This window comes from Prochlorococcus sp. MIT 1327 (genome assembly GCF_047304785.1).
In the GTDB taxonomy this organism is placed as follows: Bacteria; Cyanobacteriota; Cyanobacteriia; order PCC-6307; family Cyanobiaceae; genus Prochlorococcus; species Prochlorococcus marinus_D.
Map to the genome: position 1 here is coordinate 681268 of NZ_CP138972.1, position 25247 is coordinate 706514.

At 55.0% G+C, this 25247-nt stretch carries 27 protein-coding genes and 2 tRNA genes; 13 read left to right on the forward strand and 16 right to left on the reverse strand.

The annotated features are described in order from the left end of the window. Positions 1–17: 17 nt before the first annotated feature. Both SIB80_RS03240 and SIB80_RS03245 read left to right on the forward strand, forming a co-directional pair. On the forward strand, positions 18–734 hold the full coding sequence (locus SIB80_RS03240; protein WP_063420482.1) for an SIMPL domain-containing protein: 717 nt from the start codon (positions 18–20) through the stop codon (positions 732–734). 52 nt (positions 735–786) lie between these two features. Further along, positions 787–2001 (forward strand): MFS transporter, encoded by a 1215-nt coding sequence (locus SIB80_RS03245; protein ID WP_063420481.1) that lies wholly within the window; start codon positions 787–789, stop codon positions 1999–2001. A 38-nt stretch (positions 2002–2039) separates the two neighbouring features. On the opposite strand, the gene rdgB is transcribed toward SIB80_RS03245, so the two are convergent. Together rdgB and SIB80_RS03255 are read right to left on the reverse strand one after the other, a co-directional pair. Beyond that, positions 2040–2651 (reverse strand): RdgB/HAM1 family non-canonical purine NTP pyrophosphatase, encoded by a 612-nt coding sequence (gene rdgB, locus SIB80_RS03250; RefSeq protein ID WP_063420480.1) that lies wholly within the window; start codon positions 2649–2651, stop codon positions 2040–2042. After that, positions 2648–4111 carry a phosphoglucomutase/phosphomannomutase family protein gene (locus tag SIB80_RS03255; protein ID WP_063420479.1) on the reverse strand — a complete coding sequence of 488 codons (1464 nt, stop codon included), beginning with the start codon at positions 4109–4111 and terminating at the stop codon, positions 2648–2650. The genes rdgB and SIB80_RS03255 overlap by 4 nt, the downstream gene beginning before the upstream one ends. A 53-nt stretch (positions 4112–4164) precedes the next feature. Between SIB80_RS03255 and SIB80_RS03260 the strand changes: the two genes are divergently transcribed. Beyond that, positions 4165–5646 carry a TM0106 family RecB-like putative nuclease gene (locus SIB80_RS03260; protein ID WP_063420478.1) on the forward strand — a complete coding sequence of 494 codons (1482 nt, stop codon included), beginning with the start codon at positions 4165–4167 and terminating at the stop codon, positions 5644–5646. A 21-nt stretch (positions 5647–5667) separates the two neighbouring features. Here SIB80_RS03260 and SIB80_RS03265 read toward each other — a convergent pair whose 3' ends face one another. Beyond that, on the reverse strand, positions 5668–6519 hold the full coding sequence (locus SIB80_RS03265; protein ID WP_063420477.1) for a YgfZ/GcvT domain-containing protein: 852 nt from the start codon (positions 6517–6519) through the stop codon (positions 5668–5670). After that, positions 6516–7106 (reverse strand): orotate phosphoribosyltransferase, encoded by a 591-nt coding sequence (gene pyrE, locus SIB80_RS03270; protein ID WP_063420476.1) that lies wholly within the window; start codon positions 7104–7106, stop codon positions 6516–6518. The genes SIB80_RS03265 and pyrE overlap by 4 nt, the downstream gene beginning before the upstream one ends. On the opposite strand from pyrE, the gene SIB80_RS03275 reads away from it, so the two are divergent. The 5 genes from SIB80_RS03275 to SIB80_RS03295 all read left to right on the forward strand — a co-directional run bounded on the left by SIB80_RS03275 (position 7106) and on the right by SIB80_RS03295 (position 11099). Further along, positions 7106–7756 carry a hypothetical protein gene (locus SIB80_RS03275; protein ID WP_063420475.1) on the forward strand — a complete coding sequence of 217 codons (651 nt, stop codon included), beginning with the start codon at positions 7106–7108 and terminating at the stop codon, positions 7754–7756. The genes pyrE and SIB80_RS03275 overlap by 1 nt on opposite strands. Positions 7757–7768: 12 nt before the next feature. Beyond that, a tRNA-Ile gene (locus SIB80_RS03280) sits at positions 7769–7841 on the forward strand. Between the two features lie 15 nt (positions 7842–7856). Beyond that, on the forward strand, positions 7857–9140 hold the full coding sequence (locus SIB80_RS03285) for a hemolysin family protein (RefSeq protein WP_063420474.1): 1284 nt from the start codon (positions 7857–7859) through the stop codon (positions 9138–9140). Between the two features lie 36 nt (positions 9141–9176). After that, positions 9177–10181, forward strand: a complete 1005-nt coding sequence (locus SIB80_RS03290; RefSeq protein ID WP_063420473.1) for a Gfo/Idh/MocA family protein — start codon at positions 9177–9179, stop codon at positions 10179–10181. Positions 10182–10355: 174 nt separating this feature from the next. Further along, positions 10356–11099, forward strand: coding sequence for a WecB/TagA/CpsF family glycosyltransferase (locus SIB80_RS03295; RefSeq protein WP_063420472.1), 744 nt, complete (start codon positions 10356–10358; stop codon positions 11097–11099). 14 nt (positions 11100–11113) lie between these two features. On the opposite strand, the gene SIB80_RS03300 is transcribed toward SIB80_RS03295, so the two are convergent. Both SIB80_RS03300 and tgt read right to left on the reverse strand, forming a co-directional pair. After that, a complete protein-coding gene (locus tag SIB80_RS03300) occupies positions 11114–11257 on the reverse strand; it encodes a photosystem II reaction center protein K (RefSeq protein ID WP_011131230.1) in 144 nt (47 codons plus the stop codon). A 30-nt stretch (positions 11258–11287) separates the two neighbouring features. Beyond that, entirely contained in the window at positions 11288–12406 is a 1119-nt protein-coding gene (gene tgt, locus SIB80_RS03305) for a tRNA guanosine(34) transglycosylase Tgt (protein WP_063396829.1), read from the reverse strand. Between the two features lie 92 nt (positions 12407–12498). On the opposite strand from tgt, the gene cobS reads away from it, so the two are divergent. Next, a complete protein-coding gene (gene cobS / locus SIB80_RS03310) occupies positions 12499–13281 on the forward strand; it encodes an adenosylcobinamide-GDP ribazoletransferase (RefSeq protein ID WP_205909660.1) in 783 nt (260 codons plus the stop codon). Here cobS and SIB80_RS03315 read toward each other — a convergent pair. Next, a complete protein-coding gene (locus SIB80_RS03315; protein WP_063420471.1) occupies positions 13241–14380 on the reverse strand; it encodes a sensor histidine kinase in 1140 nt (379 codons plus the stop codon). The genes cobS and SIB80_RS03315 overlap by 41 nt on opposite strands. Positions 14381–14810: 430 nt before the next feature. Here SIB80_RS03315 and SIB80_RS03320 point away from each other — a divergent pair, with 430 nt between their 5' ends. Beyond that, entirely contained in the window at positions 14811–15179 is a 369-nt protein-coding gene (locus SIB80_RS03320; RefSeq protein WP_011131226.1) for a DUF3155 domain-containing protein, read from the forward strand. 15 nt (positions 15180–15194) lie between these two features. Here SIB80_RS03320 and SIB80_RS03325 read toward each other — a convergent pair whose 3' ends face one another. Further along, positions 15195–15800, reverse strand: a complete 606-nt coding sequence (locus SIB80_RS03325) for an alpha/beta hydrolase (protein WP_011131225.1) — start codon at positions 15798–15800, stop codon at positions 15195–15197. A gap of 60 nt (positions 15801–15860) precedes the next feature. On the opposite strand from SIB80_RS03325, the gene purH reads away from it, so the two are divergent. After that, on the forward strand, positions 15861–17414 hold the full coding sequence (gene purH / locus SIB80_RS03330; protein WP_063420470.1) for a bifunctional phosphoribosylaminoimidazolecarboxamide formyltransferase/IMP cyclohydrolase: 1554 nt from the start codon (positions 15861–15863) through the stop codon (positions 17412–17414). A gap of 41 nt (positions 17415–17455) precedes the next feature. On the opposite strand, the gene SIB80_RS03335 is transcribed toward purH, so the two are convergent. From SIB80_RS03335 to sfsA, 5 genes are all read right to left on the reverse strand, one after another. Next, a complete protein-coding gene (locus tag SIB80_RS03335) occupies positions 17456–18016 on the reverse strand; it encodes a DoxX family protein (protein ID WP_370520999.1) in 561 nt (186 codons plus the stop codon). 73 nt (positions 18017–18089) lie between these two features. Next, positions 18090–18722 carry a DUF1997 domain-containing protein gene (locus tag SIB80_RS03340; protein ID WP_063420468.1) on the reverse strand — a complete coding sequence of 211 codons (633 nt, stop codon included), beginning with the start codon at positions 18720–18722 and terminating at the stop codon, positions 18090–18092. Positions 18723–18783: 61 nt separating this feature from the next. Next, positions 18784–19980, reverse strand: coding sequence for a 4-hydroxy-3-methylbut-2-enyl diphosphate reductase (locus tag SIB80_RS03345; RefSeq protein WP_063420467.1), 1197 nt, complete (start codon positions 19978–19980; stop codon positions 18784–18786). A 107-nt stretch (positions 19981–20087) separates the two neighbouring features. Then, entirely contained in the window at positions 20088–21572 is a 1485-nt protein-coding gene (locus tag SIB80_RS03350; RefSeq protein WP_063404987.1) for an ammonium transporter, read from the reverse strand. A 181-nt stretch (positions 21573–21753) separates the two neighbouring features. Next, on the reverse strand, positions 21754–22533 hold the full coding sequence (sfsA, locus tag SIB80_RS03355) for a DNA/RNA nuclease SfsA (protein ID WP_063420831.1): 780 nt from the start codon (positions 22531–22533) through the stop codon (positions 21754–21756). A gap of 59 nt (positions 22534–22592) precedes the next feature. On the opposite strand from sfsA, the gene murJ reads away from it, so the two are divergent. Beyond that, positions 22593–24200 (forward strand): murein biosynthesis integral membrane protein MurJ, encoded by a 1608-nt coding sequence (gene murJ, locus SIB80_RS03360; RefSeq protein WP_063420466.1) that lies wholly within the window; start codon positions 22593–22595, stop codon positions 24198–24200. Here the strand turns inward: murJ and SIB80_RS03365 are convergent. The 3 genes from SIB80_RS03365 to SIB80_RS03375 are packed head-to-tail and all read right to left on the reverse strand — an operon-like array spanning position 24187 to position 25063. After that, entirely contained in the window at positions 24187–24450 is a 264-nt protein-coding gene (locus SIB80_RS03365; RefSeq protein WP_011131217.1) for a hypothetical protein, read from the reverse strand. The two genes, murJ and SIB80_RS03365, sit on opposite strands and share 14 nt — an antisense overlap. Positions 24451–24475: 25 nt before the next feature. Continuing rightward, positions 24476–24766, reverse strand: a complete 291-nt coding sequence (locus SIB80_RS03370) for a DUF3181 family protein (protein ID WP_011131216.1) — start codon at positions 24764–24766, stop codon at positions 24476–24478. A 42-nt stretch (positions 24767–24808) separates the two neighbouring features. After that, on the reverse strand, positions 24809–25063 hold the full coding sequence (locus SIB80_RS03375) for a 2TM domain-containing protein (protein WP_011131215.1): 255 nt from the start codon (positions 25061–25063) through the stop codon (positions 24809–24811). Between the two features lie 92 nt (positions 25064–25155). Between SIB80_RS03375 and SIB80_RS03380 the strand changes: the two genes are divergently transcribed. Next, positions 25156–25229, forward strand: a tRNA-Arg gene (locus tag SIB80_RS03380). The last annotated feature ends 18 nt before the right edge of the window (positions 25230–25247 follow it).

Below are 25247 nucleotides of genomic sequence, written 5' to 3' on the forward strand. Positions count from 1 at the left end.
AGAGATCTCACTGTCTAATGTTTTCAGCTTCGATGCGATTGTTGTGCTCTCCCTTGATGTTTGGCTTGCTTGTTAGCACGAGTGGATTGATGGGCTTAGCAAGCTCGCCTGCTCATGCTGGTGAGCTTCGATGTGATGGCACTTTGCTGCAGCTTATTGTTCGTGAAAGTGGCGAGCTGCGATCAGATCGCTTTCGTTTCTCCTTGCAAGTTGAAGCCGAGGGGAAAACTTCATCGGCAGCAATGGATCAGCTCAATCAGCGCTTAGCCACAGTTCGTAGTCGCGTGCGGCCACTCAGCCTGGGCGATCTCAAGATTCCTGCTCCGCGCAGTTATGCCATTGATGGCAACAGCGGCAAACCACGCTTGCAGCGTGCTTTTACCAGTGTCAGTGGGGAGGTGGGCCGATCCAATTACGACGCGTTGATTCAGATCGCAGGCAGGTTGCCTGGTGTTGATTTGCAAGGCATGTCTTCACGTGCTGATCTTGCTAGCGAACAGCAATTGAAGAATCAGTTGTTGCGTAGGGCTCTACAGCAGGGCAAGCATCAGGCTGAAACCACCTCTGATGCACTTGGCCTCAAGCAGGTGCGATTGCTGCGCATTGATCAGCGCGGTGATGGCTCGATACGTCGGCTCAGTTTTTCAAAAGCAGCAAGCTCACGCTTCAATCCCGACGAAGCACCGCAGCCGCGCCAGTCGCTCACGCTGAATCTCGATTACTGCTTGTCTTGAAGACAAACAGATTCGCAGCCAATACATTCTCCTGGATGTCTTCAATGACTTGATGCGCGATCGCTTGCTTTGGATCCTCAGCCTGCTCTTCGTGGCCTGGATGGTTTGGTCTGAAACGAGCTTTCAATATTTCGATCAATCGCTCGCTGATGAGCTTGCTCTCTCCTCTGCTGATGTTGCCGTTGTGGGGGGAGCCTTCCTGCTGCCCTATGGCCTCGTTCAGATTCCTGTCGGTTGGGTGTTGGATCGTGGCCGTGCCGAACGTTGGCTGTTACTCGGTGCCATCACGGCTACTGCACTGACACTGGCCTTCGCTCGAGCTGAAACCCTTGATGGCTTGATCATCAGCCGCGCTGGCATGGGTCTTGCTTGTGCTGTTGCCTTCCCGGCCTCAGGGCTGCTTGCGAGGCGAACCCTGCCGCCGCAGCGTTTTGCCTTGGCGATGGGTGCTACCGACAGCCTGCTTGGTTTTGGCGCCGCCTTGGCTGCCTTGATGCCTGTGTTGATCCATTTGGGCTCCTGGCGGCAGCAGGTGACGTTGCAGATCATGGTGCTGGCTTTGCTGGTGGCAACACCGTTAGTTGTCGTGGTTGTTGCCAGCTCGCAGCAGAGTCGTGCAAAGCCAAGCCAATCGATCCGCGAACGCCAAGTTGCTGATCATTCAGGGCGCTGGAGTGCCGATGCCATCAAGAAGGTTGTTCATGCGGCCTTGATTTATGCCTGGGGTGCTGGAACTCTTTTTGGCTTTTGTCAATATGGCTTGCTGTCCGAGGTTGAGGGGTGGAGCGGTTCCCTCAAGGTGGGCGTGGGCATGGTTCTTTCCCTCTTTACATCCGTAGGAATGCTTGGGGCAGGTTGGCTTGGCAGTCATCAGTCCAGGCGTGCTCCCATCTTGTTGGCGGGCAGCTGCAGCGCCGCCGCCGCTCTGCTGGTCTTGGTGGCGACCAACCCTCAATCCGTCATCGTTTTGATTTTGGCTGGAGCCATTCTTGGTCTGGGCCTTGGCACGAGTGTTTTGGCTTTTCCTCTTGCAGAAGCTGCAGCTCCTCCAGCTCAAACGGCTCTTGTTGTCGCTTTTGTGAATACAGCAGGCACGTTGATGGGAGCGTTGATGATCATGCTCTCTGGGGTATTGCTGCAGGTATCGACCCCCGGCAATACAACTCTGGTGGTGTTGACCTACGGCAGCCTTGCTTTGTTGGGGATCATTTTGGCTGCCTTGCTTCAGATCAACACCATCAAGCGATCTGCTCAATTCCTTAGTTGAGAGCGGATTGATTGTTTAGCGATTCGGTGGTCTCGCGATTAGGGCTTGTTTTGTTTGTGGAGCAGTTCTTGCAGGGCTGGATCTAACAGGGCAAAGGCGCAACCTCTGTGGCTCCATTGGCGTTTTTGCTCAATAGTCATCTCTGCAAAGGTTGTGCCGGTTGCCTCGACTTCGAAGATCGGGTCATAGCCGAAGCCCTTTTCTCCTCGAGCTGCGTGGGTGATCAAACCTTCGCAGCGGCCTTCGACCTCCAGTAAAACTTCATTCGTCTCAGATGCGATGCAAAGAGCAGCGCTGAAGTGAGCGCGGCGATCATCGATCCCTTTGAGTTCTTGTAGTAGGCGCTCAATCCTTAGGGCATCACTCGCGGCATAGCGGGCTGAATACACCCCAGGGGCGCCTGCCAGTGCCTCTACGCTGAGTCCGGAGTCGTCTGCGAGGGCCCATTGCCCCGTGGCTTGAGCAACTGTCAAGGCCTTGATGCGTGCATTTTCTGCAAAGGTCTGGCCTGTTTCTTCCACGGCAAGATCTTTGGGTTGGGCTTGCACGCTGAGCGGCAGGTGAGCCAGCAACTGACGGAACTCGCGGATTTTGCCAGCATTGCCGCTGGCGATCACCAGCACCCGCGCTGTCAATTCATTGCTGCTCATGTTCGTTCTGCGAGCTGCTTTGCCCAGTTCAGAGCTGCTTTGACGTCTGTCTCGCTGGGAGCTTCGCAGTAGATCCTGAGCAGGGGTTCGGTGCCGGAGAAACGCAGCATCAACCAGTGGCTAGGTCCAAGTCGAAATTTCACGCCATCTGTACGGATCACGGTCTGAACGGGTTGATCAGCAACTGTGGCTGGAGGGGTTTGCTCAAGCAGCGTTTCTAGTCGTTGTCGCGAGTCCATGTCAGCAAGGCGTAGATCGAAGCGTTCGTAAAAACTGCTCCCCCTACAACGCTCTTGCAGGGCTTTCATGCGAGCGCCGAGGGGCTGCCCTCCCTCCACAAGTGCTTCCAGTACAAGCAGGGCTGCAAAGAGGGCATCCCTTTCAGGTAGGTGCATTCCGAAGCCCACCCCTCCTGATTCCTCACCTCCCACCAGCACATCGCCGCTGAGCATTTCAGCGGCGATGTATTTGAAACCAACCGGTAGTTCCAGCACCTCCCGGCCTAGATCCTCAGCAACTAGACGCATCAGGTCAGAGCCACTCACGGTTTTTACAACCTTGCCTGGCAGTTGTTTGGCTCGGGCGAGGTGGTCAATCAGGAGGGGCATCAGCAGCTGGGTGCTGCAGAAGTTGCCAGCTTCATCTATGGCTGCAATGCGGTCGCCATCGCCATCGAACACAAGACCCACGGCGGGTTGTCCGGTAGCGCTGGAGGCCTGCACAGCTGCGATCAGCTGGCTCAGATATGGGGCGAGGGGTTCGGGCGGGTTGCCGCCGAACAACGGGTCGCGCTGGGCGCGAATTTCTTGAACCAAGCCCTGGTTGTGCGGGTCCAGTAGCTCGGCAATGCAACCCGCTGCTGAACCGTGCATCGGATCGATGATGACCTTGAGCCCCATCTTCTGCAGGCCCTTGACCAGGGACGTTAAATCGAGCTTCTCTCGCAATCCTTTGAGATGCTGCCCACGCCCATCAAATCGCTTGGTAATCCCATTGATGGGTACTGAGATCCCTCCGGCAGCAAGTCGCTGTTCCACCGCTGCGGTGAAAGTGTCTTCCACTGAGCCGCCAAAGGCCCCCTTGATTTTTAGCCCTAACCATTCCGGCGGATTGTGACTGGCTGTCACCACTAAGGCGCCAATGGCCTGATGTTGAACGACTGCCCAGCTGCAGGCAGGTGTCGGCACAGGCGTTTCGGTGAGTAAGGGCTCCAGCTCACAGCCGCGCACGGCGGCAGCAATGGCCTCTGCCATTTCCGGAGCTAGAAAGCGGCGGTCGTAGCCGATGATCACTGAGCGGCTTTTGAGTTCTGTGGGTGCGCGATAGGCCAGCTCCTGTGCAGCAGCAGCAGCAACGGTTAACAACCTTTCGACTGTGATGTCCACGCCGATGACCCCGCGCCAACCGTCGGTACCGAAGTGGATGGGGGCCGCGGCCAGCGGCAGGGAGGCCGATGCCATAAATGATCAACTAATGGATTCGATCTAGCAGGTAGGCGCCGTAACGTCGACTGATGGGTGCCACCCCTCTCGCTGCCAACGTTCTGACTGATCGCTTGCTGCGTAGTTGGCTGCGCTGTCGTCGTAGGGCTTGGTTAGACCGTTATGGCGATGGAGAGCAACGGCTCTGGACTGCTCACCGCACTCTGCAACTTGATGATCAGCAGCGCAACTTTGTTGCTTTGTTGCCGCGCAAACCATGCAGGGGTCTAGAAGGTTGCAGTCAAGGATGCCCAGGGGTGGTGGGGCTGAGGCTTAAGGGGTTTGGTCCTGCGGGGCAGTTATTGGAGGCCCATCCGCCATTGCTGCAGAGGGTCGAGGGGCAAAGTCGTTGGGGGGCATTTGCTTACCGACCGGTGCTTGCACGTCAGGGTCGACGATTGACCAGAGAGCATCGCTTGGCTTTGGCCCTTGCTGGTCGTTTATTGGCACCGCTGCAGTCGGCTCCCGTGCCTGAAGGATTGGCTTTGGCCGGAGCTGGTCGCAGTTTTCACATGGAACGAGTTTCATTGCTGGGGGGGCTGCAGCGGCAGCTTGATGATGTGCTGGTCAAGTTGGCAGTAGACCTCAAGCTGAGCGAGCCTCCGCCTTTGGTTGCCGATCGGCGCAAGTGCAAGTTGTGTTCCTGGCGAGGTGTTTGCAATGCCGCGGCTTCTGCAGAGGGACACCTCAGTGAGGTGAGCGGTATCGGGACTCGTCGACGGCAGATGCTTCAGGAACTGGGGATCCTTGGTTTGCAGGAGTTAGCGGCAGCCGATCCGAATGAACTCGGAAGTCGTTTGCAACATTTCGGTGAGCAGCACGGGGAAGTGGCTTGTGAGCTTGTCGCTCAGGCCCGCGCTCAGCGGGATGGTCGTTGTGAGCGCTTGGATTTCGCATCAGCTTTGCCGGAATTGGCCACTGCCCCTGGCGTGTTGTTGTACGACATCGAATCTGATCCAGATGCTCGCGATGATTTTCTGCATGGTTTTGTCCTGCTGGGCCGCAGGCCAGATGGCAGTTGGGATTTAGAGGGTGCGCAGTATCACCCCTTTTTGGTGCTTTATGAGCACGGCGAGGCACGTTGCTGGCAGCGGTTGCAACGCATGCTGAAGAGTTATCCCGACTGGCCAGTGATGCATTATGGCGAAACGGAGTCTCTGGCTCTTCGCCGTATGGCTCAACGGCAGGGAGTTGACGCGGCTGAGTTGAGTGTACTGAGCAAGCGCATGATTGATGTGCACGATCGGGTGCGGCGTTATTGGCGATTGCCTTTAAACAGCTATGGGTTGAAGTGCGTGGCTAGTTGGCTGGGATTTTGTTGGCGTCAGGTGGGGGTCGATGGGGCTCGAGCTCTGCTTTGGTGGCGCCAGTGGCGTGGTTCAGGTCTTCAAGATCGCGGCAGTTCCTATTCACTGCGTTGGATCTTTGATTACAACCACGATGATTGTCTCGCCACTTGGGCCGTGGCGGCATGGCTGTTAAAGCAAGACGAGCTGTTAAAGCAAGACGAGTAGCTGGGCATCGTCAAGCCATGTTCAGTCACTTATGGGTGGAGTCACAAATCCCGTAGGAATGGTGAGGCGAACCCTTGTTGAGTCTTCCGCCAGGCATAGTTCAGTCTCTGTTAGAGCCTTGCGGCGCACCAAGGCCAAGCCATAGCTGCCTTTTGAGTCTTGGTCTTGCATCGCTGAAGTAATGACCCCTGCTCGATTGTTGACACCTGCCTCTGGCTCAAGCTTGATTAGTTTTTGGCCTACGGCAATTGGGCGGTTGGCTTGCCAGTAGCGCAGTTGTTGTTTGATACCACCGCTGTTGGCCAGCTTGGCCAAGGTTTCCTGCCCCAAGTAACAACCTTTGCTGAGACTCACCCATGCGGCTAGTCCCAGTTCAAACGGGTTGGTATCGCCATTGATTTCACCAGGTTCAAGGGGCAGGCCTTGCTTGATTCGCCAGCGTTCAATTTGATCTGCATTGGCCTGCTCCATAGCAGCCCATTGCTTTGGCAGTGGTTCGTCTGGCAGCAGCCAGATCACCTCAGGAGTTTGCTCCTGTTTGAGTTGGGTCATTATCTGCAGGCGTCGAATTGGGTCGCTCGGCTTCAGACGAACCTGGTCTGCAGGGAAGATCACCTGTTCAAATCCCGTCGCTACGGCGTTGTGATCGCCGGCGAGAACCAGCACATCTGCACCTCTCTCATCCAGACGAATCTCCAACAGCGCCCGCACCCTTCCTGTGGCGGTGAGCCAGCAGCAGCGCAGTAGGGCGCCTGTTTCGGCAGCCAGCAGATCGGCACTGGTCTGGCCGTGAAGAAAGTCTCGACTACCAGAACCCTCCAGCCTCAATAGGGGTTTAAGGGCGTCCCAGCGTTGCTTGCTCGAGCTGCTCATGTCTCCGTCTCCAGCTGTCTGGCCCGCTCAGCGACCTGATTGAGCTGGTACAAACTGACAAGCTCTAACTCAGCAGCATTCAAGGCCTCTCTACCACCTTCTTGTCGATCGACGATCGTGACGACGCGTGTCACCAGATAGCCCGTCTCACGCAGCTGTTGCACGGCTTTGAGTGACGATCCGCCAGTGGTGACAACGTCTTCCAAAATGGTGATGCGTGCACCGCTGGGAGGTAGTGGACCTTCAAGCCAAGCAGCGGTGCCATGGCCTTTGGCTTGCTTTCTCACTATTAGCGCATTGAGAGTGCGTTCCGCTTGTGCTGCTGCCATCGCTACTGCACTCACCAAGGGATCGGCGCCGAGGGTGAGGCCAGCTACAGAAACAGCATCGGGCTCTACATATTTGAGTAACGCCAGGCCTAGCAACGCCAGGCCAGATCCACTGAGGCTGACTGGCTTGCAGTTCACGTAGTGGTTGCTTTGGCGACCAGAGGCCAGGGTGAAGTCTCCATGGCGGTAGGCCTCTCGCGCTAGCCGGTTGAGCAGCTCATCGCGGCAGGCCTCCGCCGATGGGGGAAGAGGGCTCATTGGGCTGGTGCGTTAAGGATTCATTGCCTAGTTTGCGCGCAGTCGTGTTTTTTGCAGTTATGGCTTGGGTGTCCTTCCATAAACTAAGGATGCTTGGTTTAGCCCTGGTGACACCATTGGCAGTCACTGGATGGGGTGGCGGTTTGGCCTGGGGGATGCCTGTGGTTTGCACCACGACCCTTGAAGCGCCTGATCCTTCCGAGATGCCTATATTCACGAACCGTGGATTGTCCGAGTCGTCAATGGGGCCCGTTGAGGTGATCCACTGTGGACCGTTGAAAGCCACTACTGCTGACTTGGTGGAGAATCGCTTTTACAGTTGGACTGCTCCTTATACAAGGGGGGTTGATGTGTGGCATCAGCTCACAGATATGCTTGGTATTGTTGTGGCTGGTAAGGATGGGAATCGTTTGATGGGATTTGGTTTCCCTGATCAGACGATCAACTGGGATGGTGCTGCTTTACAGAACACCTACCAGTTGCTTCTAGAAGAGCAGAGCACTATTTTGCCTTTGAGAACTGTAGATATCTCTAGCGGTTTTGATAGCAGCCTTGCGGGGGGTGATCGTTCAGAAGTTGTCATGGTGGAGGATGGTCCTGAGATGAATGTGGCGCCTGAGGCCTTCACTCCTACACGTGGCATGAGGTAGATCCGTGATTGAGGGGGTCTAGCAATCTGGTGAATGCAGCGAACTCATAATTCGCCTAAGGCGAGTTCGATCCTCGCGACCCCCATATTTTTTTCATTAAATGAGGTTGCTTTTCCTGGCTGTATTGCTGGTTCTACCGGCTTTTTTCGCGGCGGGAGAGGTTGCCTTGTTGCGGCTGCGGCCTAGTCGAGTACAGGTTTTAGTGGAAGAGCAGCAACCCGGAGCTTCCGCCGTGCATCGTCTTCAGCGCCGTTTGAGGAGGGCGTTGATGGTGTCTCAATTGGGTGAAATGCTGGCGTTGGTAGCCCTGGGCTGGGTTGGCCGTGGTGTTGGACATCGCTGGTGGCCTCTGGCTGATCCTGCTAGTCACTGGTTGGACGGGGGGCTTTTTCTGCTGCTTGTGGTGTTGGCCACCTTGTTGGCTGGTTTTCTTCCTAAGGCCTGGGTGCTGAATCGTCCGGAGGCTGCAGCTCTAAACCTCGCTCCATTGTTGGAGATGGTGATGCGTGTGCTTGCTCCCCTTTTGGCCCTTCTGGAAGCTGTCGCTTCGATGATGTTGCGGCTGGTTGGTTTGAATGCACATTGGGATTCTCTCGTTCCTGCTCTCTCTGCTGGTGAGCTGGAGTCTCTGATCGAAATTGGTGGTGTAACAGGCCTTCGTCCTGATGAGCGCAATATCCTTGAAGGTGTTTTTGCCTTGCGCGACACTCAAGTTAGAGAGGTGATGGTGCCACGCTCTGGCATGGTCACCTTGCCTGTTGGGGTCTGCTTCGCTGAACTGATGAGAGTGGTGCATAGCACCCGCCATGCGCGCTTTCCAGTGATCGGTCAGTCCCTAGATGATGTTAGGGGTGTGCTTGATTTACGTCGGTTGGCGGAGCCAATCTCCCAGGGTGCTTTGCAGGCAGAATCTGCGCTTGAACCTTTTTTACAACCAGCTGCAAGGGTTCTTGAGACCAGCACTTTGGCTGAATTGTTGCCGATGATCCGAAGTGGACAGCCCCTACTGCTTGTGGTTGATGAGCATGGCGGCACCGAAGGATTGGTTACAGCTGCCGATCTCACTGGCGAGATCGTGGGCGATGAGCCTGATGCTGACGACGATGAGCCGGATCTTGAGCATATTGAGGGTCAGTCAGACACATGGATGGTTGCAGGGGATCTTGAGATCATTGAGCTCAATCGACAGCTCAATCTGGACTTGCCTGAAGCTGATGGACATCACACCTTGGCTGGCTTTCTGCTTGAAAAGTTGCAACACATCCCTTCTGCTGGAGAGGCCTTGCGCTGCGATGGTTTGCAATTCGAGATCGTAACGATGAAGGGTCCTCGTATCGAGCGTGTGCGACTGATTCTTCCCAGTCACGATCACATTGAGGAATGATCGTTGATAATTTCCCCGATACGCCATGGCCTGCCGATGACCGATCCCATGGTTCCGGTGAAGGTTGGTGTGATCGGGATTGGCAATATGGGTTGGCATCATGCCCGTGTGCTCAGTCTGCTTAAGGATGCCCAGCTGGTGGCAGTAGCTGATCCAGATCCGGAGCGCGGTCAGCTGGCAACTGAACAGTTTGGATGTGATTGGTTTCCTGACTACCGCAGCTTGTTGGGCGAGGTCGAAGCCGTTTGCATTGCTGTGCCGACATTGCTCCATCACAAGGTCGGGCAGGCCTGCTTGGAGGCAGGCCTGCATGTGTTAATCGAAAAACCGATTGCGGCCAGTCAGGAGGAGGCATCCGCATTGATTGTGGCGGCTAATAAGGCTGGACGGCTCTTGCAGGTTGGCCATATCGAACGCTTTAACCCTGCCTTTCGAGAGTTAATAAAGGTGGTGGAAAATGAGGAGGTGGTGGTTCTTGAGGCTCGTCGTCATAGCCCCCATGGTGACCGAGCCAATGATGTGTCGGTGGTGCTTGATCTGATGATTCATGACCTCGACTTGGTTCTTGAGCTGGCGGGTGCTCCGGTGGTAGGTCTGGCTGCTGCAGGGGGCCGCACTGCCGAGGGTCCGATCGATTACGTCAATGCCACGCTTGGCTTCAGCAATGGTGTGGTGGCTAGCCTCACGGCTAGCAAGATGAGCCACCGCAAAATTCGCAGTCTCAGTGCTCATTGTCGGGGCAGTCTTGTTGAGACTGATTTTCTTAATCACACCCTGCACATACATCGTCGTGCTCATGAGTGGTATTCAGCCGATCACGGTGAGTTGTTGTATCGCAATGACGGTTTTATCGAAGAGGTCAGCACGACTTCTATTGAGCCTCTCTATGCAGAGTTGGAGCATTTTCTTCAGTGTTTGCGAGGTCGTGAGACACCAGCCGTGGATGGGGAGCAGGCTTCGCGCGCGCTGCGTTTGGCTGACCTGATTGAACATGCCGTCGAACACCCCGGAATGGGGCTTCCCTTGGAGGAGCCCATCTGAGTCGTTAGGAACACATCAGTCCAACCCTCCCGGCTCGCACAGCGTTACTTTCTCAGGCCTTCTTTGCAAATCGGCTGTTGCTCCATTCGCTTGCTTGTGACGATTGGGCTTTGGACTCCATCGATTGCGTTCAAGGTTTAGAGCACTAAATTTTCAACCTCAATTGTCTCGCTGATGGAATCAACAAGCACCGCACCGAGCGATCAATACCGTCGAAGTGTTCTAGGTGTGCCAGTGGATGCATGCCGCGATGTTCAGGCTGCGGCGATTGGTTTGCATGCTCGTGGTGGTGGCCAGATCGTCACGCTTAATGCGGAGATGACGATGGAGGCTAGAGAGAATCCGAGGCTAGGTGATGCTATTGCGGCGGCAGATCTAGTCATCCCAGATGGGATTGGCGTGGTTTGGGCGCTGAGGCGTCAGGGAGTTGTGGTGCCGCGCAGCCCTGGCATTGAACTGGCACGTTCGTTACTTGCCTATGCAGAGGCTCATGATTGGAAGGTGGCTCTAGTGGGAGCAACACCGCAGGTCATGGATCGTTTGAGGCAACTCCTGCAGCAAGACCTGCCTGCTCTGCGACTTGTGATGTCTTCGCATGGCTATCAGCCCCAAGATGCTTGGCCTGGCCTGGAAGCCAAGTTGAGAGTTTTGCATCCTGATCTTGTGCTTGTGGCATTAGGAGTTCCCCGTCAAGAAACATGGATACCACGCGTAAGGCGGGCATGCCCAGGCCTCTGGATGGGTGTTGGGGGAAGCTTCGATGTATGGGCTGGCATGAAAAAGCGAGCCCCCCAATGGATGTGTCAGTTAGGGCTCGAATGGCTCTATCGGTTGGGCCAAGAGCCCAGCCGATGGAATCGCATTCTTTGTCTGCCTACCTTCGTCTGGGAGGTATGGCGTCGAGGAAAAAAGCGTTGATTGAAATGAATGCTTCAGCGGAAGCCCACAGATGCTTGCCAAACAAAGACAAGCAGGAAGAAGAAAATGGGGATGAGTGGAAGAACATCCACTGCTGGAGCGTAGGCCTGATAGGCCTCTGGCAGTTGGGCCATCAGATCGAGAGTGAAGGCTGCCATCCCTAGTTGCTCAGCTGCGTTTCATGGACGTTACCACGTGTGATGTGCTGCTGAGTCCGGTTGCCAAGGAGCGAAATCCTCTGAAAAACAGTCATCTTGAATTGCCTGGCTAATAGCTGAGGTGAATCTGATCAGCTGGGTGAGGTTGTGCAGGCTTAGAAGCGTGAGCCCTAGGAGCTCCTCGTTGCGAATTAAGTGATGCAGATAAGCCCGGCTGTGATGGCGGCAGGCTGTACAGGTACAGCTTTGATCTAGGGGTGTGTGATCTTCACGAAAGCGGGCATTGCGTAAATTCCATCGCTCGCCAGCGACAAGTGCTGTGCCATGTCTTCCCAGGCGAGTAGGCAGCACACAGTCGAATAGATCGATACCGCTGGCAACTGCAATCGCTATTTCTCGCAGGGTGCCTATCCCCATCAGATAGCGGGGGCGATCCTGGGGAAGCAGAGGAGAAACCTGGCGCACGATGCGATGAATGTCTTCAACCGGTTCACCCACGCTGACGCCACCGATGGCGATGCCAGGCAAATCAAAGCTGGCCACGATTTGAGCACTTTGCTCTCTGAGGTGGGGAAAACATCCTCCTTGAACAATGCCGAATAGGGCTTGATTTGTGTGTTGATGGGTGTTCGAGCAGCGTTCCAGCCATGCATGGGTGCGCTTACAGGCAGCCTCCACATCGCTTTCGCTGGCTGGGTATGGGGGGCATTGGTCGAAGGCCATAGCGACATCAGCGCCAAGGGCCATTTGAATTTCGATGGCTCGTTCTGGCGTGAGTTCAATCTGGCTGCCATTACGAGGGTTGCGAAAAACGACCCCGTGATCATCAATACGATTCAGGTCTGCCAGGCTGAAAATCTGAAAGCCACCTGAGTCGGTAAGCAGTGGGCGGTCCCAGCCCATGAAGCGATGCAGGCCACCGGCATCGGCCACGATCCCCTCGCCTGGCTGAAGATGGAGGTGATAAGTGTTGGCTAACACCATCTGAGCTCCGGTGTCGGCCAGTTGAGTGGCTGTGATGCCTTTCACCGTTGCCAACGTGCCCACAGGCATGAAACGAGGTGTGTTGACAGAACCATGAGGAGTGCGGAAGCAGCCAACGCGAGCACGTGTGTGTGAACAGTGGGCGTTGATCTGAAAATCAAACACGGCTAGTGCTACGGCGATACTTCAGCGCCACAGGGCACCAGGCCGATCATGACCCTACGTTGGGCTTTGCCTTTGGCTGGAGCTTGGAGATCTTGCGCGCTCCCCTTTGGCTCCGGGATTTGGCTGGAGCATGGATCTTCTACTCCGTATTGCCTGCTTGGCCAGGGCTGAAGCCACGTTTTGAACGGATTGCTCGCTTTGCTCCTTGGATCGGATTGGTGCTGGGAGGACTGCAGTCTTTCCTTTGGCTTGTCTTGATCCGTGCCGATTGGCCGACCTCGGCAGTGGCACTTTTGGTCATCGGGCTGGGTGCCTGGCTGTCGGGTGGTCTTCACCTTGATGGGTTGATGGACACGGCCGATGGTCTGGCGGCTGGTCGTGAGCGCTGTCTGCAGGCTATGGACGACAGTTGTGTTGGAGCTAGTGGAGTCCAGGCTCTGCTTGTGGTGGTGTTACTTCAGATTGCAGCCCTACTTCGGCTTGGTTCTCTAGCCCCTTTGGCTTTGCTGATTGCTGCCTTTTGGGGGCGTTGTGCGCCGCTTTGGGCCATGGCGCGCTTCTTTTACTTGCGTGAGGGGCAGGCTGGCACCGCATCCTTTCATCGTCGTTATCGCAAGGGATGGCAGGAAGCATTACCAGCATGCTTAGTGCTGCTTTTGGCATTAACGCTTGTCCCTTCACTCATGATCGTGGGGTGGCCCAGTCAGATGGTTTTGATGGCAGGAATTGGTGTGGGTGTCTTGCCGGCGTTTTTAGTGCCTGAACTGCTTGGACGTCGTCTTGGTGGGCATAGCGGGGATTCTTATGGCGCTTCAGTCGTGCTGGTGGAAACAATCACGCTTCTGTTGCTGGCGGTGTTACTGCCGGCAGGCTGAGCAGAAAGGCATTCCCTTCGCTAGGAAGGGCTGGATCAAGGTTCGCTGGAGAGGTGATCAGTTGCAGCGAACCTCCCAAATCTTCAGCCAGTTGGCGTCCCAGGGCGAGGCCAAGGCCGCTTCCGGGGCGATCGCCACTGCTCTGGCCTCGAATGCCTCTGCTGAAGATGCGCTCACGCTCTTGCTTATTGATGGGTTCACCTCCATCCCAGACGCATACTCCGTTTTGTTGCAGGCAAAGGCCGATAGGGCGGCCTGCAGGGCTATAGCGGAAAGCATTCTCCAGCAGGTTGGCCACGATTTCAGCGACCACTCCATCTGCTGAAGGACGTAGCTCTTCAGTCCAGGCAGGCCATTGGCTGGGTCCATGCCAAGGGCGTTTTTGCAAGGCTGATGTGGCTATGGCGCGTTCGATCAGTGGTGTTAGTAAGGATTTGATAGTGAGATCAGTGGCTTGTGGCAGTAATGGAGGCAGCAGCAATGGGGCCTTGATGCTTGGTTGGATGGGCAGATTGTCCTGGCCGATCTGGTCGAGGCTGGAGATATAGCGATCTAGTTGTGCTTGCTCGCTCAGCAGACCCTTGATCAAGGGGCGGTGACGACTATCGGGCTCTAGGCGCTTCATCAAGAGTTGGGCATAGGTTCGAAGCGCGGCTAGCGGATTGCGCAGTTGATGCACCATCAGGCTGATTTGTTCCCGTTGCTCGGCCAGCTCATCAAGCAGCCTGGCGCGCTCAAGCTCAAGACTGAGGCAATCGGTGATGGCACTCGCAGTAGCAAGCAGCCGTCGGTCTAGGCGGGTGGGCCAGGATGGCGAAGAGAGGGGTTTTTCGGCTCTGAGTACTCCAAGCAAGATCGTTCCTTCTTGAAGCGGGTACCAGCGTCGATCAGGTGAGGGTGCACGAAGCTCAGGGTCTGCCTCTACAGGTGGCAGGGATTTGTTCCCATTGGCGGGCCACTGACTTACGGCTTCCAGGCTGGGGGCGCGCCCGTCTCTTGCTTGAGCGATATAGACCACAAGCTTCTCTAGTGGAGCCTCCGCTTCGAAGCTGCTGAGTTGTTGCTTCACCAGATTGAGGAAGCGGTTTGACAGCTTCATGGCGAGCGATGTGCCTCTGGACACCGACACCAAGAGGCTGATACGAATGACACCTTGTAAATTCTGAAAAAAGTATTAAAATTTGAGCGTCGATTGGCTTGAAAGCCTCGCCCAGAGGCTGTAGCTCAAAGTCGGACAAGGCAGAGGTTGCACAAATTGTGTCACCAAAGCCACAGCAGAGGTTGCACAAATCGTGTCGCCAAAGCTACAGCAGAGGTAGATGCGTCCTCTGTTGGATCCTCGGCCTCGGCCGATCATGTTGAAAGTGATCCCTCAGGGTGTTGTAGCTCTGCTGCGATTCCCTGAGTAAGGCTTGCTGACATTTGGGCATCTTCATGCTCTTGCATCGTGCTTGAGCGCTATTTGCAGGACGGTCCTAAGCCGCCCCGTTCCTCTCTCCATCGCACTCCTATACAGGAGTTTCCCGTTTATGTCTAAGAAGCGCAAGCGGATCAGCCGCAGACGATTGGCTGGTCAACGGGTGTTGGCTCATGTGCCTACTTTCCATCTCGAAACCGGTGAATACAAGCCTGTGACGGCAGCTCGTCGTTACATCGCCGAATCTGGTTTGGTCTCACCAGCGATCCTTAATGTTCGTCGTAACGAACACACCACTGATCGCTTTTTCTGGGGCGAGAAAGGATTGTTTAGTGCTCAGTACGCTGAAGAGAACCATTTTCTCTTCCCTTCTTTGCGCTTGATCGTTGACTCCGTTGGGGAAGAGGTCATGTTTGAAGGCCTTGAACTGACTTCCGACGACTGGGAGGAGATCGAGGAGTATGAGTACGCCTTCGTTTGACGAGAAAGCGATTCCTTAGTTGAACCAAGAGTGCAAGGCCTGTTGCATCCGGGGGATTAGTTCTCCCGGAATGCAGTGGCCCCCTTCGAAGCTCACTAATGCCGTCTCCAATCCGCTTGTTTTTAGGCTTTTGAGGAGTTGTTCAGAGGCGGCGTAGGGAACTACATCGTCTTGGCGCCCATGCAGGAGAAGCACAGCGGGGCGAATGCTTGGCGCTACCCAATTTGGATGTGGGTATGCACTGCAGCCGATTAGGCCTGCTAGAGGTAGATCACAACCACTCGCCAGGGCCATTGCTCCTCCTTGAGAGAAACCCAGTAAAGCCGTTCTTTGTAGAGGAATTTCTGGGGTTTCCAGGGCTTTCAATCGAGCCTGAAGTTGAGAGATCGCATCAGGAACGGCTGCCCAGTCGCTTGGAAAGAGTCCATACCATTGCCGGCCCAGACCTTGAGGATGACGTTGTTGTGCTCGTAGAGCCACTAGTTCTACGGGAGGCTCGATGACTTGGCAGAGCTCTCGGCCAAGGGGCATCAGATCGTCTGCATCTGCACCCCAGCCATGCAGCAGCACAAGCCTGTAGTAAGCACCTTTGGGAATGTCGCGGAGAAGGTTGTCGCTCACGGCAGGTGTTGTATCGCTGCTGCGTAGGTTGGCTCACGGAATGCTTTCGTCTCTGCTGCCATGGCTCCCATCGCCTTGTTGAGCGTTTCAAACAAACATGGGATTGTGCCTCTAGCGGAATCCTTGCATCGCATGCATGGGTTTCAGCTGCTTTCCAGTGGTGGCACAGCCAAAGTGCTGGAGGATGCCGGTCTGCCCGTGACGCGGGTTGCTGAGCACACAGGTGCTGCGGAAATTCTTGGAGGACGGGTGAAGACTCTGCATCCTCGTGTCCATGGAGGCATCTTGGCGATGCGGGGCGACCCTGATCATGAGGTCGATCTGGAGCAGCATCAGATCCCTCCCATTGATGTGGTGGTGGTGAACCTTTACCCGTTTCGGGAAACAGTGGCCAATCCGCAGGTGAGTTGGGAAACTGCAATTGAGAATATAGATATCGGTGGCCCCGCCATGGTGCGAGCGGCGGCAAAGAACCATGCGCATGTGGCCGTGCTCACGAGGCCGGATCAGTACGACAGATTCCTAGTGGCTTTAAGTGATGGTGTGGATGACCAGCTCCGTCGTGAGCTTGCCCTTGAAGCCTTTGAGCACACCGCTGCCTATGACGTGGCCATCAGCCATTGGATGGGCGAGCGGCTGACTGAGCAAGCTTCCCAATGGCTTGAGGCTATTCCCCTTAGCCAGAGGCTGCGCTATGGCGAGAATCCCCATCAGCATGCGGCTTGGTACAGCGCTCCGAAGCAGGGTTGGGGCGGTGCCATTCAGTTGCAGGGCAAGGAGCTCAGTACCAACAATTTGCTTGATTTGGAAGCTGCCCTGGCCACTGTTCGGGAGTTTGGATATGGCACGGAAGGCGCTCAACAAGCTGTTCAAGATGCTGCCGTGGTGGTTAAGCACACCAACCCTTGTGGCGTCGCGATTGGCACTGGCGTGGCGTCGGCCTTAAGCCGTGCCTTGGATGCGGATCGGGTGAGTGCATTTGGAGGGATCGTGGCTCTGAATGGATTGGTGGATGCCACGACTGCTCGGGAGCTCACCAGTTTGTTCTTGGAGTGTGTTGTGGCACCAGGCTTTGAACCAGAAGCTCGGGAAATCCTTGCCAGCAAGGCCAACTTACGTTTGTTGGAACTGGCACCAGGTGCCATTGATGCGGCTGGTCGTGATCACATTCGCACCATCCTCGGTGGCGTGTTGGTGCAGGACCAAGACGATCAATCGATTGATCCCACCAGTTGGACTGTGGCCAGCAAACGCTCGCCTAATGCTGAAGAAAACGAGGATCTCTCCTTTGCATGGCGTCTGGTGAGACATGTGCGCTCTAACGCCATCGTGGTGGCTCGTGCTGGCCAGAGTCTCGGAGTTGGAGCGGGCCAGATGAACCGAGTCGGCTCGGCGCGACTAGCCCTTGAGGCAGCTGGCGATCAAGCCAGGGGAGCTGTTTTGGCTAGTGATGGCTTCTTCCCCTTTGACGACACGGTGCGTTTGGCGGCTAACCATGGCATCTGTGCCGTAATCCAGCCTGGTGGGAGCAAGCGTGATGCAGATTCAATCGCTGTTTGCGATGATTTTGGTCTGGCAATGGTGTTGACGGGAAAGCGCCACTTCTTGCATTAAGTTAGTAATAATCAAAGCTAATATCGAGCGAATTTGTTTGCCTATATTTTGACTTTGTTGATTTCCTTGATGAGTTTCATTCTGACTGAATTTGCTTTAGCTTTGTTCCTTGCTGCCAGTGAAATGCGCCCTGGCCCTGCGCAAAGCAAGTAAAAGAAAATAGTTGCATAAACACCAGACAATTCAAAGGCATAGCTATGGTTTTCGACCACGGCGAAGGGGAAGCCTTGCAGGCCAGTATCAAATAAGTGGTATGTAATGGCAAAAGCCATTGTCGATAGAAGGCCAAGCGCGCAGAGCCTAGTAGCAAGTCCGAAAGCGATTCCAATTGGACAAATGATTTCTGTTAAAGCTGCTGCATAGGTCCACAGCAGAGGGTCGCCTGGTAAGAAGTTAAGGTGTTGGCCGATGACAAATTCCGAGAAGCCTTCTGGATTTTGGAGCTTCTCTAATCCGTTGTGGACCATCAAAATGCTGATCCCGAGCCGGAGTATGAGAATTCCAAATTCGGAGAAGTAGTTAATCGATTCTGACGATGAACTGGCTTGAGGTCCTAGGTCAGAGTCAGATCCCTTTGCTTTAGGGGTTTCGGAGCCGGCCATCATCACCATGGATTGCAGGTGAGCACTTTAGAGAATCGGTTTGCAGATCAAGGCGATAACAGGGTTGACTCGCTCAGAAAGCTGCATGGCGACGTGGTGGGCAGGTCAGTCCATGGGTGGCATGGAAGTCTTCTTGAACCTTCCAGGTGAGTCGTCGCGAGATTTGTCGCACGATTTGCCTCAGCAGCTGGTCACCACTTGTCTGTACAAGACCATCTGGTAGCAGGGTGATCACTTTCGGTAGTTGGATCCCCACCGAAAGATCCAAATCCCAGTTCACGATGGTGGTTTGTTGCACAGTATTGCTGGCTTCTGTTTCTGATGGCTCAAGTTGCAGCCCAGCCTTGAAGTCCACATCGTAGTGATCACAAAGGGGCTGATCTTGATGCGTTAGGTCCACATTGATGATTTGGTAGAGCCCTTGCTGCTGAGGAAGCAGCTTTAGGCCGATGCAAGGCTCCACTTCAAAGCCAAAATTTCCGAATCGACCAAGGGTGAGGAGATAGGACTGATCATCGAGGGCCTTGACCTCCATGGGTGCAGCACAGCGTTGAAACCAGCCTTGATGGTGGTCAAGATATGCCGCCACGTTTTTTGGCGGCGCAAGCATCTCCATGCGATCGGAAAAATGACTTCGATAGCAGCGGACTTGTGATTTGTCGCTGAGGCGCAGGTATTGGTCGGCAGGTATCGACAAGGGCGGCACGGATGGTCATCCCTGGCTGGGTTGGCTTGGGATATTAACAAATGTAAAGCCAGGGTGTTGTTCAGTCGGAGGTTAGGTCGATCAGCTTCTGAATCACATGTTCAACCACTCGATCGGGTGTTGAGGCTCCGGAGGTGATGCCGACGCTCACGCTTCCAGCAGGTAGAAAATTACTTTCGATGAACAGATCTTCTCCCAGTGGCTTGTGTTGGATGCTGTTGTTATCACCAATACGTTCTGGGGTATCGATGTGAAAGGATCGGATTCCTCGGCTGATGGCGATTTCCTGTAGGTGAGTGGTGTTGGATGAGTTGAAACCACCAATCACCACCAGTAGATCTAGAGGTTCATCAACTAGCGAGAACATTGCTTGTTGCCGCTCCTCTGTGGCGTCACAGATGGTGTTGAAGGAAAGGAAATGTTTGTTGAGCTCTATTGGGCCATATTTTCTGAGCATGGTGCGCTCGAATAAACGACCGATTTCCTCGGTTTCACTTTTCAGCATGGTGGTCTGATTGGCTACCCCAAGGCGTTGGAGATCTTGATCTGGGTCAAAGTTTGCAGAGCATGCCTTGGCAAAGCGTTTCATGAACGCTGCACGATCTCCTTTGCCCAGGATGTAATCGGCGACTAGTTGGGCTTCATCAAGGTCTAAAACAACTAGATAGGTCCCTGCAAAGGAGCTTGTGGCCAAGGTTTCTTCATGCTTCACCTTGCCATGAATAATTGAGGTGAATTCTTGCTTCTTATGTTTCTCCACGGTGTGCCACACCTTGGAAACCCATGGACAAGTGGTGTCGATGATGTGACAGCCACGCTCATGAAGCAGCTCCATCTCCTGAACAGTGGCACCGAAGGCGGGCAGGATCACTACATCGCCATCATTGACGCAGGAAAAATCTTTGACACCTCCTTCAGCGTGGATGAACAGCACGTCCATTTCGCGTAAGTGTTCATTCACTGAAGGGTTGTGAATAATTTCGTTAGTAATCCAAATGCGCTCGCTTGGGTAGTGCCTACGGGTTTCATAGGCCATCGCAACTGCTCTCTCTACTCCCCAGCAGAAACCAAAGGCCTCAGCCAATTTCACCTGAAGCCGGCCATGTTGAAGCACATACCCGTTGTCTCGAATCGAGCCAATTAGGCTGCTTTGGTAGGCCTTCTCAAGGTTGCTGGCGACTTCGTTGGCTCGCCCGAAGCCCCTACGGTTGTAACGCTCAGAGTGATGGAGCGAGCGTTTGAAAGCTTGTGTATCCATCGTGGCAGCAGCAATCTCCTGACTCTATGGGCAGCTCAACACTTTTGAAGCACAAAAAAGCCCGGCACAGGGTCGGGCTTAATGGGATTCAGGTTGTTGATCAGGCTTTAGTTGCCGGCTGAGGCGAAGTCTGGATAAGCCTCCATACCGTGCTCACCGATATCCAGACCTTCGATTTCCTCAGCCTCTGTTACGCGGATACCTCCAAACAGTGCTCCGATGACAGACCAGGCAATCCAACAGGTCACAACAATGAACACTGCGTATGAGATGCAGCCGAGCGCTTGGACGCCAAGTTGGCTGAACCCATGGCCAGTCAATAGACCTGCATCGGTGTTGAACAGGCCCACTGCCAGAGTGCCCCAGATGCCGCATGTGCCGTGCACAGAGAAAGCCCCAACGGGGTCGTCAATCTGCAGGCCGTCGATGAAGGCCACAGAGAAGACCACGATCACACCGCCAATGAGGCCTATCAGCCAAGCCGCCCACATGGCGACACCGTCGCAACCGGCGGTAATGCTTACCAAGCCGGCAAGAATGCCATTGATGATCATCGTTAGATCAGGCTTGCCGGAATAGAGGGTGGAAATGATCGTTGCACCGATGGCGCCACCGGCTGCAGCAAGGGTTGTGGTGACTGCGATGTAAGGCACCGCTGCATCCATTGCCAGCTGGGAGCCAGCATTGAATCCATACCAACCGATCCAGAGGATCAAGCATCCGAGAGTGGCTATGGCCATGTTGTGACCTGGTAGAGCTTGGGCCTTGCCACCGACAAACTTGCCGATGCGAGGGCCAAGAGCGATGGCCCCTACCAGCCCAGCCCAGGCACCCACGGAGTGCACCAACGTTGAGCCGGCAAAGTCAATAAAACCAAGTTGATTGAGCCAACCACCTGCATCAGTGACAACACCAGCTGCATCTTCGACTGGGAAGTTCCATTGCCAGGAACCCGCGATTGGGTAGATGAGTGCCGTAAGGATTAGCGAGAAAACAACAAACTCGCCAAACTTGATTCGCTCAGCTACCAGGCCAGAGACAATCGTTGCTGCTGTGCCTGCAAAGGCAGCCTGGAAGAGGAAGTCAACGCTTGGGACCAAGTCTCCATTGGTGACCATGTCAGGCGTTACTGCGGGGTCAAAGAACAACCCGCCGAACTTCAAAACACCAGGGATCAGCCAGTCTGCTTTGTACATGATCTGGAAGCCGATGAACCAGTAGGCCGTCACCGCAAGGGCGAAGACAAACAGGTTTTTGGCGAGGATGTTGACGGCGTTTTTCTGACGGCACATCCCTGCTTCGACCATCGCGAAGCCGGCGTTCATGAAGATCACCAGCACAGCTGCGATCAGCAACCAGAGGTTGTTAGCTAGGAATCCTGGCGTGAGTTCAGGGAGGTCGGCGGCATGGGCTGAAAGGTTGAAAACGCCTAGGCCGAAAAGGGCGAAGGGCACACAGGTCAGCCATGTGATTGAGCGATTGGAGCTGAAGCCACGGATGCTGCGCAGGAGGAGCATTGGCCCCTCCAGGAGACTGGCCTCCTGAAGGCGAACCGTGCGCCGCCTGGAGGGCGGAAGCGGAGCAGTTGTCATTGGAAGAAGCAGATCTGCAAAACGAGCTGGAAGCCTTTGTGATAGCTCAAAGGAGAAACTTGCTCAACTTGGGTTTTTTTTATGTTCATGTTGATACGAAATATGGGATTGATGGACGCTTTTAGGTCTATTTGCGGGGGTGAAAGTTCATTTTGTTACATCTGGAGCTCTTTTTGCTGTGTCAACTCTGTGTTGTCTTGGTAGGCCTAAGGCCCTCCCAGGTGATCTTGTCGCGGTGAAATCCGAAGCAACATGGAATGACTTCCACGCCAGCTGTAAGAGCCAGACGAAAGAGTTCGCCATAGCGAGGGTCTGCGCTATCCCCTGGGGCGAACGCTTGGACATCTTGGCGGCTGAGGCAGGGCACCAAGACTGCTCTGGACTCTGGTAGGACACCGATTAGCTCTTTGAGATGTTTTTGCCCTCGTTCTGTCACCGTGTCGGGAAAGAGGGCTAAGGAGTGTTCGATCCAGGTGGTGTTCTTGACTTCTAAGTAAATGGGTCTGGTGTCCGAGCAATTGGCATCAGGGGTTAAAAACAGGTCAATGCGGCTGCGTCGGTTGCTTCCATAAGTCACTTCCGCACGGATTGCTGCGATCGGACCGAGGACTTGCTTGAGGTGTCCGGCTTCAATCGCGGCTCTGATCAGGCTATTGGCCAAGGCTGTGTTGATACCCACCCAGCAGAGGCCGCCCTGGGCGCTGGGTGCCTCCGCTTGCTCCCATGTCCAGGCCAACTTGCGCTTGGGAGAAGGCGCATGGCGGAGTCGCACTCTGCCTCCAGGATGAAGAACACCAGTCATGGGGCCTGTGTTGGCGCAGTGGGCTGTCACGATTTCGCCGCTGACTAGCTCCACATCGGCAAGGAAGCGCTTGTAGCGCTTCACCAATATTCCTTCCTCGAGTGGTGGGAATGTGAGCAGTGGACTCCCTAACAATCCTTCCGGGATGGCCTCGGTCATGGGGATGCTTGCAGGGCTTGAGAATGCTGCTAAATGATCAGATGGTCTGAGGCCCAAGGATGGGGAGATCCTTAAAGCGTATTGCTCTGGTTGTCACAGTCGGCACCTTGCTTAGCAAGGTGGGAGGGCTGGTTCGTCAGCTTGTGATTGCGGCTGCCTTCGGGGTGGGAGCGGCTTATGACGCTTACAACTACGCCTACGTCTTGCCGGGGTTTCTGTTGATTCTCCTGGGTGGGATCAACGGTCCTTTCCACAGCGCCATGGTCAGTGTCCTCAGCAGACGGCCGCGGCAGGAGAGCGCTCATGTGTTGGCGGCGCTCAACACCATGGTTAGTGCTGCTTTGTTGTTCTTGACGGCTCTATTAGTGCTGGCAGCCAATCCGTTGATCACTTTGGTGGGCCCAGGTCTGAGTCCTGAGCTGCATCGGATTGCTGTGGTTCAGCTTCAGGTGATGGCACCAATGGCTTTGTTGGCAGGTTTGATCGGCCTGGGCTTCGGCTCCCTTAATGCTGCTGATGAGTTCTGGATTCCGGCGGTTTCGCCAATCATGTCCAGTCTTGCTTTGGTGGTCGGTGTCGGAGTTTTGTGGTGGCAGGTCGGCACGAACATCGGCTCCATGCAGTTCGCCCTTAGGGGTGGCATTGTTTTGGCACTAGCCACCTTGGTGGGAGCCCTTTTGCAGTGGCTGATTCAACTGCCGGCGTTGATCAGGCAAGGCTTGACCAAGATGAAGTTGGTTTGGGATTGGCATCATCCAGGTGTGCGGGAGGTATGGCAGGTCATGGGCCCGGCCACCCTTTCTTCAGGCATGTTGCAGATCAATGTCTTTACAGATCTGTTTTTTGCTTCCGGCATTTTGGGTGCGGCAGCTGGTCTGGGCTACGCCAATCTTTTGGTACAGACGCCTTTGGGGCTGATCTCCAATGCATTGCTGGTGCCATTACTGCCAACGTTTGCCAGGCTCACTGCCCAGGAAGATCGGCCTGCACTAGTCACTCGCATCCGTCAGGGGTTGATGTTGTCTACGGCCAGCATGGTTCCTCTGGGGGCCATGTTCGTGGCTCTTGGAACCCCAATCGTTGCTTTGGTGTACGAGCGAGGGGCCTTTGATGCCCAGGCGGCCAGCTTGGTGAGTGGATTGCTGATGGCCTATGGCGTGGGCATGCCTGCCTATCTAGCTCGTGATCTGCTGGTGCGTGTGTTTTATGCCCTAGGTGATGGCACTACCCCCTTCCGACTTTCTACGGCAGGGATTGGCTTGAATGTGGTGTTTGATTGGTTGTTGGTTGGTGGCCCAACCCCTTGGGGCCCTCAGTTGCCATTCAATTTCGGGGCTACCGGTTTGGTGCTGGCGACGGTTGCAATCAATCTGCTGACCTGCGCAGCTCTCTTGGTGGGCTTGCATTCGCGGCTAGGGGGCTTGCCTTTGCAACGGTGGGCTTTTGATGGCGTCAAGGTGCTTTGGGCTGGCCTGGCGGCAGGGTTTGCGGCTTGGGCTCTGGCGACCTTGATGCAATGGCCTCAGGACCTGCTGGGACTTTTGATTGAGGTGTGTCTGTCAGTGATCACCGGCCTTGCTGTATTCGCTCTAATCAGCATCTCTCTTGGTGTCGCTGAGGTGCGTGAGCTAGCGCGGGAGCTGCGTTACAGAGTTATTCCTCGCTGAGGCGAACTTCGCGATCCTCACGGACTTGAATTGGTAGCTCCAGATGGTCTCGGCCCACTAGCTGGGGTCCCTGTACCGAAACGATGCGTGCTTCGATCCCGAATTCCTGGAAGGCGTTTTCGAGCTCTTGAATCAGAGCTTTCTCCACCTGGTCCTCAGCATCGACAACTTTGCCGATGAGTCGCTCCCCTAGTGGTCCGATGCGTTGACGCATCACTTCACGGGCGTTGGTGACCTCGATGATCAGCACTGGCCCTCCATGGATGGCAGCAACCTTATCGGCAGTAGGGCTCCAGGATCTCCTCAAGGTCACGAAGTTGAGAGGCTGGGATTAGGCGCGCCAGTGGTAGGCGGGTGCTCCCTCCACCTAGGGGCACTTGCACTGATTCTAGGGCTTGGCGGGCTGCCACATTGGCGCCTTCATTGAGCCTGACGCTGCATTCGATGGCAAGGTTTTCTGCAAGCCCTGCATCGCCCAGATAAAGGTGCCAGCTGGCGATCTGAAGGTAGATGCGATCGGCAAGGGATAGTTGTAGCTCTTTTAAATCTGCTGGATCGATTGTCATAAGTGATGGTCTTGCTAGGTGGATGCTGGCTTGATGTTGGGATCAGGCTTGCTCTTCGGTGGTCTTGGCCTTGGGTCTTTTGACGACTACAAATGCAAGGTGGATGAAGAGTCCAGCAAGCCAGATTTCGCTGAACCAATCCAAGTGTGGCCATGGGTGGCGCATTTGTTGAATGAACCAAAGGCCACTGTTGAAAGCTGCAAAGGCCATGGCATGCAGGGTGAAGTTGACGATTCGAGCGAAATGTTGATAGGTCGGGTCGGTTGTGTCGGCGTTGCCGTACCAGCGAATTGGCATGAGCAGTGTCCTTGTAGATCTCTCGATTGTGGCGCTTGGATGAGACTCGGTTGACGAAGGCCCCCATGATGAAGTCTGATGTTTCCTTCTAAGCGCCTGTAGCTCAGCGGATTAGAGCATCTGACTACGGATCAGAGGGTCGGGAGTTCGAATCTCTCCAGGCGCGCTGATTAACTGCCCTTCG

Bases quoted from the DNA above. Each gene is read 5' to 3' on its own strand.
- purH (WP_063420470.1), top strand. From the start codon at position 15,861: ATGGCTCCCATCGCCTTGTTGAGCGTTTCAAACAAACATGGGATTGTG.
- SIB80_RS03245 (WP_063420481.1), top strand. From the start codon at position 787: ATGCGCGATCGCTTGCTTTGGATCCTCAGCCTGCTCTTCGTGGCCTGG.
- SIB80_RS03255 (WP_063420479.1), bottom strand. From the start codon at position 4,111: ATGGCATCGGCCTCCCTGCCGCTGGCCGCGGCCCCCATCCACTTCGGT.
- sfsA (WP_063420831.1), bottom strand. From the start codon at position 22,533: ATGACCGAGGCCATCCCGGAAGGATTGTTAGGGAGTCCACTGCTCACA.
- SIB80_RS03370 (WP_011131216.1), bottom strand. From the start codon at position 24,766: ATGACAATCGATCCAGCAGATTTAAAAGAGCTACAACTATCCCTTGCC.
- SIB80_RS03335 (WP_370520999.1), bottom strand. From the start codon at position 18,016: ATGGCCGGCTCCGAAACCCCTAAAGCAAAGGGATCTGACTCTGACCTA.
- SIB80_RS03285 (WP_063420474.1), top strand. From the start codon at position 7,857: ATGAGGTTGCTTTTCCTGGCTGTATTGCTGGTTCTACCGGCTTTTTTC.
- SIB80_RS03320 (WP_011131226.1), top strand. From the start codon at position 14,811: ATGTCTAAGAAGCGCAAGCGGATCAGCCGCAGACGATTGGCTGGTCAA.
- SIB80_RS03240 (WP_063420482.1), top strand. From the start codon at position 18: ATGTTTTCAGCTTCGATGCGATTGTTGTGCTCTCCCTTGATGTTTGGC.
- SIB80_RS03345 (WP_063420467.1), bottom strand. From the start codon at position 19,980: ATGGATACACAAGCTTTCAAACGCTCGCTCCATCACTCTGAGCGTTAC.
- rdgB (WP_063420480.1), bottom strand. From the start codon at position 2,651: ATGAGCAGCAATGAATTGACAGCGCGGGTGCTGGTGATCGCCAGCGGC.
- SIB80_RS03315 (WP_063420471.1), bottom strand. From the start codon at position 14,380: ATGAAGCTGTCAAACCGCTTCCTCAATCTGGTGAAGCAACAACTCAGC.
- murJ (WP_063420466.1), top strand. From the start codon at position 22,593: ATGGGGAGATCCTTAAAGCGTATTGCTCTGGTTGTCACAGTCGGCACC.
- SIB80_RS03260 (WP_063420478.1), top strand. From the start codon at position 4,165: ATGGGTGCCACCCCTCTCGCTGCCAACGTTCTGACTGATCGCTTGCTG.
- SIB80_RS03375 (WP_011131215.1), bottom strand. From the start codon at position 25,063: ATGCCAATTCGCTGGTACGGCAACGCCGACACAACCGACCCGACCTAT.
- SIB80_RS03350 (WP_063404987.1), bottom strand. From the start codon at position 21,572: ATGACAACTGCTCCGCTTCCGCCCTCCAGGCGGCGCACGGTTCGCCTT.
- SIB80_RS03265 (WP_063420477.1), bottom strand. From the start codon at position 6,519: ATGAGCAGCTCGAGCAAGCAACGCTGGGACGCCCTTAAACCCCTATTG.
- pyrE (WP_063420476.1), bottom strand. From the start codon at position 7,106: ATGAGCCCTCTTCCCCCATCGGCGGAGGCCTGCCGCGATGAGCTGCTC.
- SIB80_RS03290 (WP_063420473.1), top strand. From the start codon at position 9,177: ATGACCGATCCCATGGTTCCGGTGAAGGTTGGTGTGATCGGGATTGGC.
- SIB80_RS03295 (WP_063420472.1), top strand. From the start codon at position 10,356: ATGGAATCAACAAGCACCGCACCGAGCGATCAATACCGTCGAAGTGTT.
- SIB80_RS03300 (WP_011131230.1), bottom strand. From the start codon at position 11,257: ATGGCAGCCTTCACTCTCGATCTGATGGCCCAACTGCCAGAGGCCTAT.